12 protein-coding genes are annotated in these 15,103 nt (G+C 42.2%); 5 read left to right on the forward strand and 7 right to left on the reverse strand.

From position 1 onward, the window contains the following. Positions 1-25: 25 nt before the first annotated feature. A complete protein-coding gene (locus SKC38_RS08275; protein ID WP_377976664.1) occupies positions 26-763 on the reverse strand; it encodes a glycosyltransferase family 2 protein in 738 nt (245 codons plus the stop codon). Between the two features lie 57 nt (positions 764-820). Here SKC38_RS08275 and SKC38_RS08280 point away from each other — a divergent pair, with 57 nt between their 5' ends. Beyond that, entirely contained in the window at positions 821-1,864 is a 1,044-nt protein-coding gene (locus SKC38_RS08280) for a TerC/Alx family metal homeostasis membrane protein (protein WP_377976665.1), read from the forward strand. Positions 1,865-1,953: 89 nt separating this feature from the next. On the opposite strand, the gene SKC38_RS08285 is transcribed toward SKC38_RS08280, so the two are convergent. Beyond that, positions 1,954-2,841: an AraC family transcriptional regulator gene (locus SKC38_RS08285; protein ID WP_377976666.1), complete on the reverse strand. Its 888-nt coding sequence runs from the start codon at positions 2,839-2,841 to the stop codon at positions 1,954-1,956. 115 nt (positions 2,842-2,956) lie between these two features. On the opposite strand from SKC38_RS08285, the gene SKC38_RS08290 reads away from it, so the two are divergent. After that, positions 2,957-3,748 carry a phytanoyl-CoA dioxygenase family protein gene (locus SKC38_RS08290; RefSeq protein WP_377976667.1) on the forward strand — a complete coding sequence of 264 codons (792 nt, stop codon included), beginning with the start codon at positions 2,957-2,959 and terminating at the stop codon, positions 3,746-3,748. A 170-nt stretch (positions 3,749-3,918) separates the two neighbouring features. Here the strand turns inward: SKC38_RS08290 and SKC38_RS08295 are convergent, their stop codons facing one another. Next, positions 3,919-4,752: a dienelactone hydrolase family protein gene (locus SKC38_RS08295; RefSeq protein WP_377976668.1), complete on the reverse strand. Its 834-nt coding sequence runs from the start codon at positions 4,750-4,752 to the stop codon at positions 3,919-3,921. A gap of 80 nt (positions 4,753-4,832) precedes the next feature. Between SKC38_RS08295 and SKC38_RS08300 the strand changes: the two genes are divergently transcribed. Then, positions 4,833-8,201 (forward strand): ThuA domain-containing protein, encoded by a 3,369-nt coding sequence (locus SKC38_RS08300; RefSeq protein ID WP_377976669.1) that lies wholly within the window; start codon positions 4,833-4,835, stop codon positions 8,199-8,201. Positions 8,202-8,323: 122 nt separating this feature from the next. Here the strand turns inward: SKC38_RS08300 and SKC38_RS08305 are convergent, their stop codons facing one another. The 4 genes from SKC38_RS08305 to SKC38_RS08320 are packed head-to-tail and all read right to left on the reverse strand — an operon-like array spanning position 8,324 to position 12,580. Next, positions 8,324-8,545: a VF530 family protein gene (locus tag SKC38_RS08305; protein WP_377976670.1), complete on the reverse strand. Its 222-nt coding sequence runs from the start codon at positions 8,543-8,545 to the stop codon at positions 8,324-8,326. 4 nt (positions 8,546-8,549) lie between these two features. Next, the gene (locus SKC38_RS08310) at positions 8,550-10,409 is read right to left on the reverse strand and encodes an ABC-F family ATP-binding cassette domain-containing protein (protein WP_377976671.1); all 1,860 of its coding nucleotides are present in this window, start codon (positions 10,407-10,409) and stop codon (positions 8,550-8,552) included. A gap of 5 nt (positions 10,410-10,414) precedes the next feature. Beyond that, the gene (tatC, locus tag SKC38_RS08315) at positions 10,415-11,278 is read right to left on the reverse strand and encodes a twin-arginine translocase subunit TatC (RefSeq protein ID WP_377976672.1); all 864 of its coding nucleotides are present in this window, start codon (positions 11,276-11,278) and stop codon (positions 10,415-10,417) included. A gap of 9 nt (positions 11,279-11,287) precedes the next feature. Then, positions 11,288-12,580, reverse strand: a complete 1,293-nt coding sequence (locus SKC38_RS08320; protein WP_377976673.1) for a serine hydroxymethyltransferase — start codon at positions 12,578-12,580, stop codon at positions 11,288-11,290. Positions 12,581-12,735: 155 nt separating this feature from the next. Here SKC38_RS08320 and SKC38_RS08325 point away from each other — a divergent pair, with 155 nt between their 5' ends. Together SKC38_RS08325 and SKC38_RS08330 are read left to right on the forward strand one after the other, a co-directional pair. After that, positions 12,736-14,655: a protein-disulfide reductase DsbD family protein gene (locus tag SKC38_RS08325; RefSeq protein WP_377976674.1), complete on the forward strand. Its 1,920-nt coding sequence runs from the start codon at positions 12,736-12,738 to the stop codon at positions 14,653-14,655. Beyond that, a complete protein-coding gene (locus SKC38_RS08330) occupies positions 14,655-15,101 on the forward strand; it encodes a hypothetical protein (protein WP_377976675.1) in 447 nt (148 codons plus the stop codon). The genes SKC38_RS08325 and SKC38_RS08330 overlap by 1 nt, the downstream gene beginning before the upstream one ends. Positions 15,102-15,103 lie beyond the last annotated feature (2 nt).

The following is a 15,103-nucleotide window of genomic DNA, read 5'->3' on the forward strand; positions in this document are numbered from 1 at the left end:
CATTGCGTTTGCAATGCCTTTTTTTTTAATTCATCAAGTCCCATTTCAACCCCCATTTCGCGAGGCGGTATCGGATTGAATACCAAATAACGCCTAAACCATAGATGGAGCTGCGTTTGAAATTGATGGATGAAGCTTCTTCGAAATATTTGGTTGGGCATGTTACTTCGCCAACTTCAAAACCTTTCCAGAAAATTTGTAAAATCATTTGATTGTCGAAAACGAAATCGTCATCGCATTTCGTGAACTGTACGGCTTCTAAAACTTCTTTTGAAAATGCGCGGTAACCCGTGTGGTATTCCGATAGCTTTTGGTCGATTAAGATATTTTGGAATAAGGTCAAAATACGATTAGCAATGTATTTGTAGATTGGCATGCCACCCTTGAGTGCGCCTTTTCCTAAGATACGAGATGCGAATACGACAGGATACAAGCCGTTGCCAATGATGGAAATCATGGCTTTTAAAAGCATCGGCGTGTATTGGTAGTCGGGGTGCAACATAATCACGATATCGCCACCTAATTCTAATGCTTTGGTATAACACGATTTTTGATTCCCGCCATAACCTTTGTTTTTGTCGTGGCGGATGATGTGTTTGATGCCAATTTGTTGGGCTACTTCCACGGTGTTATCTGGGCTGTAGTCATCTACGAGAATGACTTCGTCAACCCAATCGTGGGGGATTTCATTGTAAGTTTTTTCAAGTGTCAATGCTGCTTTGTAAGCGGGCATTACGACGATTACCTTTTTGCCTTCGTACATATAATATTGGCCAAATTTTACGACCTTTGTGCCTTCAAAATGTAAAAATACTTATTTATGAGTGAAACGCTATTTTTTCTTGTGTTTTCAGTTGCCGTCATGGCGGTGATGTTGGTGGATTTGGGGGTATTCAAGAAAGAAGGAGCTGCTGAAGTTACTTTCAGAGAAGCGGGTTTCTGGAGTGGAGCTTGGGTATTGTTGGCCATCATTTTTTACGTGTTTTTGGGCTATAATGGCGCGATGGTCCATGGGATTCAAGATGTTGCAGGGCTTCGAGCAGTACAGCAGGCCTATGCACCACATATAGATTTGGGTAAAGGATCCTATTTCGACCAGTTGGCAATTTTCCAAGATAATTTATCCTTGGAATTCATCACGGGTTATTTGGTCGAGTATTCGTTGTCGGCAGATAATGTGTTCGTCTTTATATTGATTTTTAACTCTTTTGGGGTTCAGAAACGCTATTACAAGAAGATTTTGGTGTGGGGGATTTTGGGAGCGATTGTGTTGCGCTTGATATTTATCTTTTTGGGAGCAGCCTTGTTGCAGAAATTTGATTGGATTATTTATTTGTTTGGCGCGTTCTTGGTGTACACGGGAGTGAAGATCTTACTTTCCAAAGAGCATGAGGAAGAAATCAATCCGGGTGATCACCCAGTTGTTAAACTATTGTCTAAATACTTTAATGTATACAAGCGAAATGTAATTGGCCGCTTCTTTGTTCGAATGAAGACGGGCAAATTATACATTACGCCCATTTTTGTGATTGTGGTTGTGATTGCGTTTACAGATATATTGTTCGCGGTAGATTCTATTCCTGCGATATTTTCGATTTCGAAAGATCCATACATTGTCTTCTTTAGCAATGTCTTTGCTGTGATGGGACTGCGGTCTTTGTTTTTCTTTTTATCTAGCTTGATGGGCTTGTTCCGTTTCTTGCCGATGGGCTTGGGTGTGTTGCTCAGCTTCGTCGGATTGAAGATGATTGGGCATCATTATTTGGAACAATGGGGTTTTGGAACCCTGGCTTCATTGGGTGTAATTCTGGGAATATTGTCCGTAAGCATCGGATTGAGCCTTTTATTTCCAGAGAAAAAATAATCAGTTTTTTATCAGTTTTTTCTTAGGTGGTTTCCATCTTAAAACTGATTTTTGCTAACGCTGCCGGGGTCTGAAGACCCCGGCAGCGTTTACCCCACCTCCCATTCTCGAACTAATTTCCGGTACTGCAAGGGTGTTTCGTTCATGTATTGCTTAAACTGCTTGTTGAAGTGAGACAAATTGCCAAAGCCACTCTCAAAACAAATCTCAACCATCGTCTTATTGCTCGTGCGTAATAATTCACAGGCATGTTTGATTCGGAATTCCGTCACCAAGGAAACAAAGGTTTTTTTAGTGACCTTTTTGAAATACCGACAAAATGCGGTTTCAGTCATATTAGCTAAGTGAGCCACCTCATCCAAATGTACCTCTTGGGTATAGTTAGCAATCACATAGGCATAAATTCGATTAATGCGATCAAGGTCCGTACTCGATAATTGATAGGAAATTTCATTTGTATCAATCGGTTGCGAATCTGCTCCTGAATTAGCGATCAGCTGCAAAATGTTCAACAGGGACATCAAGCGTGCAAATGGATTTAACTCCTTCAGCGCAAGCATTTCTCTAACCACACGATCTTGCGTAGGTCCTTGAATCGAGAAACCTCCACGCGATTTGTCTAATAATTGTTTGATCGTCCTACATTCTGGCTTATTAAAAAAATCCGGCCCTAGAAAATCCGCTGTAAAGTGAATAACCAAAGCCTGCGCTTGTTGGGAATCTTCCGATTCGACAAGCCAGTCTTGTCGGTGATTTTGCCAACAATGCGGTAGGTTTGATCCTAAAAGCACTAAATCCCCTCGATGGAAGTCGGCAATGTGATTGCCCACAAAACGTTTGCCCTCGCCTGCAATTATCAAGGTCAGTTCAAAGGCGGGATGGTAATGATAGGGTGCATCAAATCGATTTTGAATGACTTCTTTGATTTGAAACGAGGAATTTTCTTGGGAATCTAAATGCTCTAGGCTTGCTTTCATTTTAGCTGACAAATAAGTCGGGAAATCGTTATTAGGTAAAATTGCATTATTTTTTGCAAATATTGATGCGTTTTGTGCCAGCTATTTTTGAGAATTTTGGCACAAATCTATACCCATGTTGAACACAAATTATCCTATTCAAGCCCAACAAGTTGCTGATTTTCAGCGCGACGGTCATGTTTATTTGCCAGAACTTATTTCTCCCGAAGCTTTAAAACCCTATCGGGATTCCATCGTTCAATGGGCAGATGATTTTCGGAAAAAACAGAAACCTATGTCGGAGCGAGACACCTATGGCAAGGCATTTTTGCAAATGATGAATCTATGGGAAGAGGATCCTAACATCAAAGAATTTGTATTTGCAAAGCGTTTTGGCCAGGTTGCTGCGGATTTATTAGGGGTGGAAAAAGTCCGACTTTATCACGACCAAGCCTTATTTAAAGAAGCGGGGGGTGGGCATACGCCTTGGCATCAGGATCAATATTATTGGCCCTTGAGTAATGCGAAAACGGTTACGATGTGGATGCCTTTAGTCGATATCACAGAAGAAATGGGCATGCTAACTTTTGCCTCAGGAACACAACATGTGAAATTACCGCCGATGCCCATTTCGGATAAATCGGAAGAAACGATTGCTTCATTTGTTCGGGATCAAGGATTTCCCATCAAAGCGCAGAAAACCATGCAAGCGGGGGATGCGACATTTCACATGGGATGGACTTTGCATGCCGCACCAGGTAATCATTCAGAAACGATGCGCGAGGTGATGACGATTATCTTTATGGATGCTGATATTGAAGTGGCTGAGCCACAAAATGAAAACCAAGAGGCCGACCGTAAACGCTGGTTGGCTAGTAAGCCAGCAGGCACCCGAGCAGACTCTTGGTTAAATCCGATTATAAATTAGGGCAATCGCACTTTTTGGGTCTCTTTTTGAATAGTCCCCAAAGAAAGCCTTTTTTCTTCTTGTAGACCTTTGGTTTAGAATAGCTAAACACGGTCACATGCGCGGATGCCTGATAAATAGGCCCAGCGAAAAACAAGCCAAGAAATACTAAAATGACGATTTTACGCATGTTATTTTAAACGGGCTTTGAAGTAATTTATTGCCATGTTCCAGGCTTCTTCAGTAGCAGCTTTGTCAAAGGCAGGATTCGATGGATTGGCAAAAGCATGTTCCGCATCGAAAGATTTCACTTGAATTCCTTTGCCTGCTAACTTCATGTTGGCCTCAAATTCTGCTACGATGGCTGGAGAAATGAATTTTTCCCGACCAGCAAACAAGCCTAATACATCCGTATTCAAGGTTTTCAGTTGCTCCACATCTTTCACCGGCATTCCATAATACATGACACAAGCAGCCGCTTGCGGACCTGCTAAAATAGAGGCTTTTAATGAAAGGCCTCCGCCAAAACACCAACCTACTGTAGCAATTTTCGCTTGTGGACCTGCATAGGCAATCGCACCTTTGATGATATTTTCTAAACGCAAAGGATTTGCTCCTCCCATATATTTGCCTGCCTCTTCACGAGTCGTGGCAATTTTGCCATCGTACATATCGATTGCAAGCACATTGACATTGCCTAACGTTGTGTAAAAATGCTCTGCCTCACGCTTAATGTGGTCATTTAATCCCCACCATTCTTGAAAAACGAATAAGGTATAATTGGTCGGCTTTGCTGCTTTGATAAAAAAGGCGTTCGCTTGTTGGCCATCTGGCGTTGCAAACGTAATCATCTCACCACCTGCTTGGCTAATGTGATGATAGGGCTTCGGTAATTTATGAGAGCGCTGAAAGGCTTTGTTCGATGCCATTAACTGCATTTCGTCTTTCGTTACGAAACAGCAGGATTGGCCAAAAGCATAAACACTTACAAAAATGAGCGCAATTGTAGTGACTAGTTTGTTCATGGTAGAAATATTTGAGGAAATTTATGAATAAAATTGGCATTTAAGCTATCTTGCAATACCTATTGTTAAAATTATCAACTATGAAAAAGAATTTGTTCGGTTTAGGCCGACTGGTGTTTGCTGTTATTCTTAGCATCACTACCCTCTCAATCGCTTTTGCACAAGAAGCAAACCCTTTAAAAGGCCAAAAGGTTTTGGTCTTTTCACTAACGAAAGGTTTTCGACACAGTTCTATCAAGCCTGGTCAAATCGCCTTATTTAAAATGGCCAAAGAAAAAGGCTTTTCGGTTGATACAACTGAAAATCCAGCCATGTTCACTGAAAAGAACTTGAAAAATTACCGGGTTGTCGTTTTCATGAGCACAACAGGAAATGTGTTAAATGAACAACAACAAAACGCTTTCGAACGCTATATTCAAGCAGGTGGCGCCTATTTTGGTGTACATGCTGCGACGGATACGGAATATGATTGGCCTTGGTATACTAAATTAGCCGGCGGACAATTCGCTTCACATCCAGGTCGTCCGAACGTTCAAAAGGGTACTTTCACTGCAGTAGATAAGTCACATATCTCTACGGCTCACATGCCTACGACCTTTGATCGTACGGATGAATTCTACGATTTCAAAAACTTCAACAAGGACGTTAAGGTCTTAATTACCTTAGATGAAAAGTCTTATAAAGATGGTAAAATGGGGGATTATCACCCAATGGCTTGGTATCATGAGTTTGACGGTGGTCGGTCATTTTACACCAACTGGGGGCATACGCATGAGACATTTGATGAGCCTTTAGTTTTGCAACATATTTGGGGAGGTCTTCAATGGGCAGCTTCAGGACCAGCGATTAATTTCAATAAGCCATTGCGTACAGGTCCTCTACCTGAAGACAACCGTTTTACCAAAACGATCTTAGACAAAAATTTAGATGAGCCTACCGAATTGGCTTTGACAGACGGAGGAAAAATTTTCTACGGAGAAAGAAAAGGCAAACTTAAAATGTATGATCCTAAGAAAGGAAAAGTTAAGGTTATTGCTGATCTGAACGTGTTCTCTAAATTTGAATATGGTTTAATGGGGGTGAATGTAGACCCCAATTACAATAAAAACCACTGGGTTTACTTATACTATTCTCCTCAAACAGGGCAGGCAGATACAGCGCAACATCTTTCGCGTTTTGTATACGACGACTTGAAGGATACCTTAGTAATGGATAGTGAAAAAGTGCTTTTACGTGTTCCCGTAAAACGTGACGGATGTTGCCACACAGGCGGTTCAATCGCTTGGGATAAAACAGGTAACCTATATTTATCTACAGGAGATGACACGAATCCATTTGATTCAAACGGCTATGGTCCTATGGATAATCGCGACAAGCGTGCTGGTTGGGACGCACGTGCAACCTCATCAAATACGAATGATTTGAGAGGAAAAATTTTGCGTATTAAGCCAACAGATGATGGAAAATATACGATTCCAGAAGGCAACTTGTTTCCCAAAGGATTGTATCATACGAAGCCAGAAATTTATGTGATGGGTAACCGTAATCCATATCGGATTGCAGTAGATCAACGCAACGGATTTTTGTATTGGGGTGAGGTAGGTCCAGATGCTGGTGACGACTCACCTAAATATGGATCTAAAGGACATGATGAAGTAAACCAAGCACGTGAGGCAGGGTATTTCGGTTGGCCTTTATTCGTGGCGGATAACCGTCCGTACAACCAACGTGATTTTGCGAAAGACAGTACTTGGGCTAAATTCAATCCCAAAGCTCCGGTGAACGATTCTCCGCACAACACAGGTTTAGCGCATTTGCCAAATGCACAAAAGGCATTCATTTATTATCCTTACGGAGAATCACCTGAATTCCCAGTGATGGGTAAAGGCTCTCGTAATGCGATGGCAGGTGGTGTTTATTATAGCGCTGACTATCCAAAGGATTCGAAAGTTAAATTGCCAAACTACTACGATGGCAAGTTATTCGCATATGATTGGGCACGTGATATGGTTTACACTGTGAGCATGAAAGCGAATGGGGATTATTTGAGCATGGAGCGTTTCTTGCCAGGAACAACCTTCTCACATCCAATGGATTTCACATTCTCGAAAGATGGTGCAATTTATGGTTTGGAATATGGTCCAAACTGGTTCGCTCAAAACGAAGAGGCTGTGTTGTTCAAATTGGAATACAATGCAGGCAATCGTACGCCTAAAGTCGTAGCTTCTGCAAGCAAAAAAGAAGGTGCTGCTCCGATGCAAGTGAAATTCTCATCAGAAGGAACGGTTGATTTTGATAAAGATCCGATCACGTATCAATGGAATTTCGGTAATGGCCAAACAAGTTCTGCCGCGAATCCTTCTTATACATATTCCAAAGCGGGCATTTACAATGTAATCTTGAAAGTAAAAGACAGCAAAGGAAATTCAAATACGGCTTCACTCCGTATTAAAGTAGGGAATGATGTGCCGAAAGTAGATGTTCAAATCGAAGGAAATAAGACTTTCTATTGGAATGATAAATCGGTGAAATATCAAGTTTCTGTGGAAGACAAAGAAGATGGTTCATTAGCAGCAAGTAAAATTGCAGAAGAAGATGTTGTCTTAAATATCAATTATTTGGAAGGTTATGATAAGACGATTATCGAACAAGGGCATAAAAGCAATACGACATTCTCGAATGGAAAGCGTTTAATTGATTTGTCGGATTGCAAAACTTGCCATGCTTTGGATAAGAAATCCATTGGACCTGCTTACAATGAAATCGCGAAGAAATACCGTGCGAGTTCACAGAACATTGATGAGCTTTCTAAGAAAGTCATTAGTGGAGGAGGCGGAGTTTGGGGCGAGCAAGTGATGGCAGCCCACCCACAAGTTTCTAAAGCTGATGCGCGTGAAATGGTTATTTATATCTTAGGTCTTTCGGATAAGAAGAAAGCTTCCCAACCAGTTAAAGGGGCCTATGTAACTTCTGATAAAGGCAAGCCAGGAACGTTTATTTTCTCTGCATCTTATACAGATAAAGGAAATGGAAAAATGGCTCCTGCAACAGGGCAAAAAGTGGTAACCTTGCGCGATGCAAAAGTTGCTGCGGGTTCTTGTGATGCCAATGCGAAAACGATGAAAACGAAAGTGGATGGTTTGGGCGAAATTTTGGTTGCCACGGCTGATCAAGGTTACGCATCTTTCAATCAAATCGATTTAACGGGCATCAAAAATATCAAAGTAAGTGCGTTCGTGTTACCAGGTCAAACGGCTGGTGGTAAGCTTGAGTTGCACTTAGGTAGTCCAACCGGTAAACTTGCGGGTAGCATTGATATTCAAAAAGCAGGTCAAACAGCGATGCCCGTTGAGGTTACAGGCGTGAATGATTTGTACTTTGTATTTGTCAATCCTGGCGCTGGTGATAAACCATTATATGCGTTGAAAGAGTTCTTCTTTGAGAACTAATTTTAATCGCCCCAGGTTTAAACCTGGGGTTATAAATTCAGTTGTAAAAAACTTTATAACCCTAGGCTTTAGCCTAGGGGATAGGTCTCAAATCGAAGAAGCCCCATGCGGGGCTTCTTTTTTTATTTCGGAGGATGCTCATCCATGCGGATGGCTTTGATGTATAAATTTTCGACCTTCTTTCTGGCCCAGTCGGTTTTGCGTAAAAAGGTTAGGCTCGAATTTACACTGGGTTCATGCGCGAAGCAATTGATTCGTATGCGACTCGCAAGGCCTTCCCAGCCATATTTGTCAACCAAATATTCGATAATGAACTTAAGCGTTTTGCCTTCTAATGGATCCATCGTTTTATGCTCTTTCAGATAGTTCTAACCAGCGTAATTCTTTTTCTTCTAAGGTGTTCTTCAATGCTTCGATTTCCTTCGCCCAGTCGGCCAATAACTGAAAATCCTCTGAACCTCCATTGAGTTTTTCAATCAAGGCTTCTTTTGCAGCTTCCAATTTGACCATTTCTTTCTCCAAATCTTCAAATTCTTTCTGTTCCTTGAAACTCAATTTAGCCCCTTTTTGCGTGGGTACAACAGGTGTCTCTACGGGTGCAGCTTTTACAACGGGTGCCGGTTCCTTCTCCTTGTTCTCTAAGGATATGCGGTAATCCGTATAGTTTCCATTAAAGAAATTCACTTCACCTTCGCCCTCCACTAGGATTAATTGGTCTACCAAATTGTCCATGAAATAACGATCATGAGAAACCAAAAGTAAACAGCCTTGGAACTCACTTAAAAAGTCTTCCAGTAACTGAAGCGTATCTAAGTCCAAATCATTTGTAGGCTCATCCAGAATCAAGAAATTCGGGTTCTTTACCAAGACTTGCATCAACTGCAAGCGCTTTTTCTCTCCACCGGATAGCTTCGAAACGGGTGTGTATTGCTGGGCCGTTGGGAACAAAAACTTACTCAAAAACTGGCTAGGAGTCAGGGACTCATTCTTGCCATAAGGAATGACCTCCGCAATCTCCGTAATCGTATCGATGACGCGTTGTTCCGGCTTGAATTCAAAAGGTAACTGCGTATAGTAACCGATGACCAAAGTCTCGCCTGGATCAATCGTTCCTGAATCAGGTTGTTCCAATCCAGTCAATAACTGCAAGAAGGTTGTTTTTCCTGCACCATTTTTACCCACAATTCCAATGCGGTCTTTTTTCTTAAACGTATATGTGAAATCATTGACGATTTTCTTCTCGCCCCAGGCCTTTTTCAGGTGGTTGATTTCAATGATTTTATTTCCCAAACGGGACATTTGAATATTTAATTCCAATTTGCTGTCGTCCACTTTGCGGTGGGCAACTTCTTCCGTTTCAGCAAAGGCATCGATGCGAGATTGTGATTTGGTACCACGCGCTTTCGGTTGTCGACGCATCCATTCCAATTCCTTGCGGTAAAGGTTTTTCGCTTTCGCTACAGTACTCGCTTCGGATGCTTCACGCTCCGCTTTTTTCTCCAAGAAATAGCCATAATTTCCTTCGTAGGTATAGATCGAACCGTTCGCAAGTTCCATCATTTTGTTACAGACCTTATCCAAGAAATACCGGTCGTGGGATACGACTAAAACGGTCACATTGGGTCCAGATAAAATACCTTCTAACCATTCAATGGTCTCAATGTCCAAGTGGTTGGTCGGCTCATCCAGAATCATAATATCCGGACTTTCGATCAATAATTTCGCCAAAGAAAGGCGCTTCTTTTGACCTCCTGAAAGGGTAGATACTTGTTGGTCGCCATCCGGAATCCCCAATCGGGTAATGATTTGTTTGGCTCTCGCTTCGTAATCCCAGGCATTATTTGCCTCCATCAAGGCGAAGGAATCTTCTAATTCCTGCGGATCGCCGGAAAGCATGGCTTTTTCGTAGGCTTTAATCGCTACGGCGCTTGGCAAATCATCCGAAAACAGATAATTCAAGACGCGTTCATTCTCGGCAAAAATGGGGTTTTGCGGTAGATAACCTACACGGATTCCCTTGCGGATAGTAATCTTGCCTTCGTCGGGGGATTGCATGCCCATGATGGATTCCATCAGGGTTGTTTTACCTGTTCCGTTTTTTCCGATGAGCGCTACTTTTTCGCCTTTCTGTAAGCCGAAAAACAGGTTTTTAAACACCCAGCGTTCGCCAAGATTTCGCGAAATATTCTCCGCCGATAGATAATTCATAAGGGTTAGTCGTTTGCTTCTGCAGCCTCTTCACGCATTTTTCTGCGTAATACACGGCCCGAAACGATGATGCTGATTTCGTATAATCCGAAAAGTGGAAATGCGACCAGCAATTGGGAAATCACATCCGGTGATGGCGTAATTATCGCTGCCACTAACAAGATGACGATCAATGCATGCTTGCGGTATTCGCGCATGAATGAAGGCGTCAAAATACCCACTTGTGATAACACGAATGCAATCATGGGTAATTGGAATGTTAAGCCGCAAGCGAGCGTCAACATAGACAATAACGAGATGTAATCGTTGATGTCAAATTGATTTTGGATGGATGGGTCCAACTTGAAATTTGCCAAGAAGTTAATCGCCATGGGTGCAACGACGAAGTATCCAAAAGAAACGCCTACAAAAAATAAGAGCGATACCCAAAAGACCGCGCCGCGCGCTGCCTTTAATTCTTTGGATTTTAATCCTGGGCTAATGAAGCGCCAAACCTCGTAAAATGCATACGGAAACGCGAACATTAATCCCACAATAATCGATTGCGTCAAAGCCATCATAAATTGGCCTGAAACTTCTCTAGACTGCAAGATAAAGTCAGCTTGCTGCATGCAAAGACTTGTCATGCCGGTAAAGTCAGCCAGTTGGCACAAAACCTGATTCGTCCAAAAGTCCACTTTGGTAGGCCCCATGATGATGATTCCGAAGATTTCATTTCGGAATATCCAGGCAGCAATGGTAAAAATCAAGATAGAGGCGATGGACCGGATGATGTGCCAGCGCAATTCCTCCAGGTGATCGAGAAAGGACATTTCCGTCCCATCCTTCTCCTCGTCTAATTCATCGTCCCAATCTTGATCTAATGCCATTTTCGTTTATTATAGATATAATGGGAATTGTTTTACCCATTCGTTTACTTCACCTTTGATTGTTTTTAATACAGCCTCGTTATCGTGGTTCATCAAAGCCTTGTCCACCATCTCAACAATTTGAGACATGTCTGATTCTTTCAAGCCACGCGTCGTCATCGCCGCTGTACCCACACGCATACCCGATGTAACAAATGGAGATTTGTCATCAAATGGTACCATATTTTTGTTAATCGTGATATCCGCTTGGATCAACGTATTTTCTGCCAATTTTCCGCTTAAGCCTTTTGGACGTAAGTCGATCAACATTAAATGATTGTCTGTTCCACCTGAAATGATATCATATCCTTTTGCCAAAAATGCCTTCGCCATCGCTTGTGCATTCGATTGTACTTGCTTCGCATAGGTTTCGAATGTTGGCGTTAATGCTTCCCCAAAAGCGATTGCTTTAGCCGCGATTACGTGCTCTAATGGGCCACCCTGTGTTCCTGGGAATACAGCGCCGTCTAAACAAGCCGACATTAATTTCAAGTCACCTTTCAATGTTTTGAAACCAAATGGGTTTTCAAAATCATTGCCCATCATGATCAAACCACCACGTGGTCCACGCAATGTTTTGTGTGTTGTAGTCGTAACGATATGGCAATGTTGCATCGGGTTGTTCAACAAACCTTTCGCGATTAATGCCGAAGGGTGTGAAATATCTGCTAATAAGATGGCACCTACTTGATCAGCAATCGCACGCAAACGCGCATAATCCCAATCGCGTGAGTAAGCGGATGCACCACAAATGATCAATCTTGGTTTTTCTTTTAAAGCAGTTGCTTCTACTTTGTCCCAGTCGATTAAACCGGTTTCTTTTTCTACACCGTAGAAGAATGCTTGAAAGTATTTTCCAGAGAAATTGACTGGAGAACCGTGCGATAAGTGACCGCCATGTGACAAATCAAATCCTAAAATTTTATCGCCTGGATTTAAAAACGAAAGAAAAACAGCTGCATTCGCTTGTGCACCTGAGTGTGGTTGTACGTTTGCCCAAGTAGCTCCGAACAATTTTTTTGCACGCTCAATAGCCAAGGTTTCAACCTCATCTACTACTTCGCAACCGCCATAATAACGCTTCCCTGGAAGTCCTTCCGCATATTTATTTGTCAAAACACTTCCTTGCGCTTCCATCACCTGTGGGGATGTAAAGTTCTCAGAAGCAATTAACTCAATCCCGAATTCTTGTCGGTGAGCCTCTTGACTAATCAGTGAAAAAATTTCGTTGTCGCGTTGGGTAGGGAATGTGCTAGCAGCCATGAATATAAGATGTTCTTGATTACGTATTTTAAGGCTGTAAAATTACGTTTTTTTATCTGAATAGAAAAACGCTAATTGACGGAACTCTGTCGACAAATACCACGTTTGTATCCCAACAAAAAAGCGTAATTTTGAAGGCATTAATTTTTCAACAAATGAAATTAAAATTTTTAGCGCTGTTCCTTTTCTTTTCGGTTCAGCTTTTCGGGCAAAAAATCACACCAGCAAAATGGTCTTGGACATTATCTCCTGCACAACCTGTTGTTGGCCAAGAAGCTGAGTTGATATTTAAGGTTTCAATCGACAAAGGTTGGTACCTGTATTCATCGGATTTTGATAAGGAATTAGGACCTGTGGTGACAACGATTTCGTTAAAACCAGGTTTAGGTGTCGAGGCAGTTGGGCCCTTGAAAGCCATTAATCCGCACAGTAAAGAGGATAAAGAGATTTGGGGAGGAACTTACACGTATTTTACGGAGCAAGGAGAATTTCGCCAAAAAGTTAAAATTACCTCAGAGAATTGGGTGATTGATGGGTCTTATGATTCCCAAACCTGCTCAAACGAAAGCGGACTTTGTGTCCCGATCAAAGGTAATTTCAAGATTTCAGTTACGGAAGACTCAAAAAAAAAAGCCTCTGATGTAGCCGGTGGTGGTTTAATCGAATTCTTTTTTGTGGCATTAGGGGCGGGATTATTAGCTCTATTAACCCCATGTGTTTATCCCTTGATTCCGATGACCGTGAGTTTCTTCACGAAGAAACAAGGAGGAAAGCGTCTTGCATTTCTATACGGGCTATTCATCGTATTGATTTATGTCTTTTTTGGAACCATACTCGCATTTTTTGCAGGGGCTAGTTTCGCTAATTTCTTAAGTACTCACTGGATTCCGAATCTCCTGTTCTTCGTTATTTTCGTGTTTTTCGGTATCTCTTTCTTGGGTGCATTCGAAATTGTTTTGCCTTCTGGCTTGGTGAATTCGGTTGATGCCAAATCGGATAAAGGCGGCTTGATGGGTGTCTTTTTTATGGCATTCACGCTCGTTTTGGTCTCATTTTCATGCACGGGTCCTTTGGCGGGATCTATTCTCATTGCCGCATCGCAAGGGGTTTTCTTGAAACCGATTATCGGGATGCTGGGCTTTTCCCTAGCCTTTGCGATTCCATTTACCTTGTTTGCTGTCTTCCCTGGTTTCATGAAATCCTTGCCTAAATCGGGTAATTGGATGAATGAGGTAAAGGTTGTGTTGGGCTTCTTAGAAATTGCCCTTGCCTTTAAATTTTTAAGTGTGGCTGATCAGGTTTACCACTGGCATTTATTAGATCGTGAGATTTTCTTAGCGATCTGGATTGCTGTGTTTACAGCCTTGACTTTGTATCTGTTCGGGAAGATTTCTTTGCCGCATGATGGGCCTGCCAAAAACCTTTCTGTACCTCGCACGTTGTTCGCTACGGCTGTTTTAGCTTTTGTAATCTATTTAATTCCAGGGATGTTCGGAGCACCTTTGAAAGGTCTATCGGGTTGGTTACCACCATTGAGTTCGCAGGATTTTAAGGGTTCCGAGACAAGTAACGTAACACCCGTGAAAACAGATCAAGGCCAAAAGAAATATGCAGATTTTCTAACCTTGCCTTTGGGTTTGCAAGGATTCTTTGATTTTGAAGAAGCCAAAGCCTATGCGCTGAAAGTCAACAAACCTTTATTCATCGATTTTACTGGTCATGGCTGTGTGAACTGTCGGAAAATGGAGGAGAATGTGTGGTCGGACCCGCAGGTATTAAAACGCTTGCAGGAAAAATACGTTGTCGTTGCGCTTTACTGTGATGACAAGACTGAACTGCCTGCGGAGCAATGGTATGTATCCAAAGTGGATGGGCAAGAAAAGAAAACCTTAGGGGATCAAAACCTCGATTTTCAAATCGCTCGTTTTAATTCGAATGCCCAGCCGCATTATGTCTTGTTGGACCCACGCAAGGATGCCGCACCTATGGTGAAGCCGGTAGCATTTGATGCGGATATTAATCATTTCGTATCCTTTTTAGATCAAGGATTAGCCATTTATCAAACGGCCAACTAATGCAATGGGGAGCCTATTTTGCGGTTATGGCCGCATCGTCGATTAAATTTGTCGCGGGACCTTTGACCGGTTTTGGTTTAGGGCTTTCGATGGTCGAAACCATCCTTTGTACCTGGGTGGGGATGATGACAACGGTGACGATTATGTTAACGATGGGACGCTTTATCGTTCAGCAAATTTCCCAACTTCGCGTTCAAAAACCCAAATTATTTTCAGGCCGCGCGCGTTATGCCGTTCGTGTTTGGCAGCGTTTTGGTATCAAAGGAATTGCTGTGATGACACCTTTGCTTTTCACGCCAATCGGTGGAAGCTTACTAGCTTTATCATTCAAGGTTCCCACACCGCGCGTGTTGTTTTTCATGGCCATTTCCGGGATTTTCTGGGCGGTAGTGTTTACGGTCATGTTTTACCAATTGACCTTTATCCGTGATTTATTAATCAATTAGGG

Origin of the sequence: Aquirufa echingensis (assembly GCF_042714525.1) — a bacterium.
In the GTDB taxonomy this organism is placed as follows: Bacteria; Bacteroidota; Bacteroidia; order Cytophagales; family Spirosomataceae; genus Aquirufa; species Aquirufa echingensis.

Coding starts and splice junctions, on each gene's coding strand:
- SKC38_RS08275 (WP_377976664.1), bottom strand. CDS start 763: ATGTACGAAGGCAAAAAGGTAATCGTCGTAATGCCCGCTTACAAAGCA.
- SKC38_RS08280 (WP_377976665.1), top strand. CDS start 821: ATGAGTGAAACGCTATTTTTTCTTGTGTTTTCAGTTGCCGTCATGGCG.
- SKC38_RS08285 (WP_377976666.1), bottom strand. CDS start 2,841: ATGAAAGCAAGCCTAGAGCATTTAGATTCCCAAGAAAATTCCTCGTTT.
- SKC38_RS08290 (WP_377976667.1), top strand. CDS start 2,957: ATGTTGAACACAAATTATCCTATTCAAGCCCAACAAGTTGCTGATTTT.
- SKC38_RS08295 (WP_377976668.1), bottom strand. CDS start 4,752: ATGAACAAACTAGTCACTACAATTGCGCTCATTTTTGTAAGTGTTTAT.
- SKC38_RS08300 (WP_377976669.1), top strand. CDS start 4,833: ATGAAAAAGAATTTGTTCGGTTTAGGCCGACTGGTGTTTGCTGTTATT.
- SKC38_RS08305 (WP_377976670.1), bottom strand. CDS start 8,545: ATGGATCCATTAGAAGGCAAAACGCTTAAGTTCATTATCGAATATTTG.
- SKC38_RS08310 (WP_377976671.1), bottom strand. CDS start 10,409: ATGAATTATCTATCGGCGGAGAATATTTCGCGAAATCTTGGCGAACGC.
- tatC (WP_377976672.1), bottom strand. CDS start 11,278: ATGGCATTAGATCAAGATTGGGACGATGAATTAGACGAGGAGAAGGAT.
- SKC38_RS08320 (WP_377976673.1), bottom strand. CDS start 12,580: ATGGCTGCTAGCACATTCCCTACCCAACGCGACAACGAAATTTTTTCA.
- SKC38_RS08325 (WP_377976674.1), top strand. CDS start 12,736: ATGAAATTAAAATTTTTAGCGCTGTTCCTTTTCTTTTCGGTTCAGCTT.
- SKC38_RS08330 (WP_377976675.1), top strand. CDS start 14,655: ATGCAATGGGGAGCCTATTTTGCGGTTATGGCCGCATCGTCGATTAAA.